This is a genomic window from Micromonospora craterilacus (assembly GCF_003236315.1).
In the GTDB taxonomy this organism is placed as follows: Bacteria; Actinomycetota; Actinomycetes; order Mycobacteriales; family Micromonosporaceae; genus Micromonospora; species Micromonospora craterilacus.
Genome location: NZ_POTY01000424.1, coordinates 1 through 2,507 on the forward strand (window position 1 = coordinate 1; position 2,507 = coordinate 2,507).

General features: G+C 75.3%; 3 protein-coding genes. All 3 read right to left on the minus strand.

Annotated features, from left to right (window positions below; genetic code table 11):
- Positions 1-40: 40 nt before the first annotated feature.
- On the minus strand, positions 41-874 hold the full coding sequence (gene dapF, locus C1I95_RS33370; protein ID WP_111220048.1) for a diaminopimelate epimerase: 834 nt from the start codon (positions 872-874) through the stop codon (positions 41-43).
- A 7-nt stretch (positions 875-881) separates the two neighbouring features.
- Positions 882-1,913 (minus strand): tRNA (adenosine(37)-N6)-dimethylallyltransferase MiaA, encoded by a 1,032-nt coding sequence (gene miaA, locus C1I95_RS33375; protein WP_438941363.1) that lies wholly within the window; start codon positions 1,911-1,913, stop codon positions 882-884.
- Positions 1,796-2,507 (minus strand): class III extradiol dioxygenase subunit B-like domain-containing protein (locus tag C1I95_RS33380; RefSeq protein ID WP_233514047.1); only part of this gene is annotated, 712 nt, incomplete at its 5' end. The genes miaA and C1I95_RS33380, both read right to left, overlap by 118 nt.

The following is a 2,507-nucleotide window of genomic DNA, read 5'->3' on the forward strand; positions in this document are numbered from 1 at the left end:
CCGCTACCCGCCGAGGCTGAGTTCTGGGGCGGGTCTGGCGTCAGGGCAGGGTGAGGGTGCCGGTGGCGACGAGGAAGGCGGGGCCGGAGAGCCAGCAGGAGTCGGGCGTGACGGTGACCGTCAGGCGGCCGCCGAGGACGTCGACGGCGACCGTGCCGGTGTCGCGGGCCGCCTCGTGCAGGGCGACGGCGGCTACCGCGCAGGCGCCGGTGCCGCAGGACAGCGTCTCGGCGGAACCGCGCTCGTAGACCCGCATCAGCACGTGCGCGTCCACTCCGTCGACCGGCTCACCGGGCGCGGTGAACTCGACGTTCACCCCGGCCGGGAAGAACGCCGGGTCGAAGCCGGGTGCCCGGGTCAGGTCCAGCGCGGTCAGCTCCAGCCCGGCGGGCAACGGGCAGACCAGGTGGGGATTGCCGACGTCCACCGCCGTCCCGGGCAGGGTCAGCCCGCCCAGCGCGGCGGCCGACGCACCGTACGACCGGGGGCGCCGCACCTCGACGGCGATGGCCTCGCCGTCGACCCGCGCGTGCACGACGCCGGTCCGGGTGGCCACCGGCAGCGTGCCGCCGGCCGGCGTGGCCAGCCCGGTCTCCAGCAGGTAGCGGACGAAGACCCGGGCACCGTTGCCGCACATCTCGGCGAAGGAGCCGTCGGAGTTCCAGTAGTCCATGAACCACTCGGCCTCGCCGGCCATGGCGGCGCCGTCGGGGTGCTTCGCGGCACGGACCACGCGCAGCACGCCGTCCCCGCCGATCCCCCGCCGCCGGTCGCAGATCGCCGCCACCAGACCGGGCGCCAGTTCGAGCGCCCCGTCCGGGTCGGGCAGGATCACGAAGTCGTTGCCGGTGCCGTGCCCCTTGGTGAACTCCACGCCTCCATCATCGCGCAGCGTCACCGAGGATCCGCAGGGCGGCCTCGACGAGCCCGGGATCGGCCGAGTCCAGCCAGTGCACGCGCGGGTCGCGCCGGAACCAGGAGCGCTGACGCCGGACGAACCGGCGGGTGGCCCGGATCGTCTCGTCGTACGCCTCGGTCTCGGTCAGCTCCCCGGCCAGGAAGCGCAGGACCTGCTGGTAGCCGAGCGCCCGACTGGCCGTACGGCCGTCGGGCAGGCCCCGCCCGACCAGCTCGCGGGTCTCGGCGACCAGCCCGTCGGTCCACATCCGGTCCACCCGGACGGCGATCCGCTCGTCGAGCAGGGCGGTGTCCAGGTCGACCCCGATCTGGACGGACGGGTAGAAAGGTGTCGGCTCGGGCAGGGCCGCGGTGAACGTCCCACCGGTCAGCTCGATCACCTCCAGCGCGCGGACGATCCGCCGGCCGTTGCCGGGCAGGATCCCGGCCGCCGCCACCGGGTCGGCCTCGCGCAGCCGCGCGTACAGCGGCGCCGGACCGACCGCGGCCAGCTCGCCCTCCAGCCGCTCCCGCACCACCGGGTCGGTGCCGGGGAACTCGAACTGCTCCAGCACCGCCCGCACGTACAGCCCGGACCCACCGACCAGCAGCGGCACCCGACCTCGGGCGATGATGTCGTCCACCGCCGCCCGGGCCAGCCGCTGATACTCCGCGACGCTGGCCGGCTCGGTGACCTCCCAGATGTCGAGCAGGTGGTGCGGCACGCCCTCCCGCTCGGCGACGGTGAGCTTGGCCGTGCCGATGTCCATCCCCCGGTAGAGCTGCATCGAGTCCGCGTTGACCACCTCACCACCGAGGTGCTGCGCCAGCGCGATGCTGAGCGCCGACTTTCCCGCCGCCGTCGGCCCGACCACGGCGACCACCGTGCCCGGGGCGGTCACGACCGCTCCCAACTGGCCACGAAGTAGGACACGCCGTAGGGGGCCGCGTGGTAGCGCAGCTCGGCGCGCCAGTCGCCGCCCGCCGCTCGGGCGGCCGCGGCGAGCACCTGCCAGGGTGCCCGGCCGGCGACCATCAGCTGCGCCGACAGCCCCGGGTCCAGGGCGAGCAGGGCCTCGGTGTCCGCGTCGGCCAGGGCCCGGGCAACCCCCGCGTCGTACGCCTCGGCACGCGGATCGGCGTAGCCGGGCGCCTTCTCGCCCCGGCAGGCCGACCCGTCCCCCATCACCAGCAGCGCCCAGTCCTGGCTCGACCCGAGCCGGGCACCCCAGGCGGCACACGCCTCGACCGGTTCGTCGGCGCCGACGGTCTTCATCCGCCAACCCATGCCGTCGGTCCCGGAGACCGGCCGACGACGCAGCAGCCAGGCTCCCACCAGCAGGCTGAGCGGCAGGCCGTCGGTGCCCACCCGTCCGTCGGGGAGGCTGCCGAGCTGCACCTCCAGCGGCACCCCCCAGGGCGCGAAGCTGCCCCGGAACGGGAAGTCGAGGTCGGCGCTGCGGTCGTCGGCACCGATCACCAGGATGCTCCGCGCTCCCGAGGCGCACAGCCGGGCCACGGCGGCGTCGCAGGCGGCGCGGAGGTCGTCCAGTTCCGGCGCGGCAGCGCCGGCCACCTCGGGGACGATCAGCGGCGGGTGGGGGCAGACG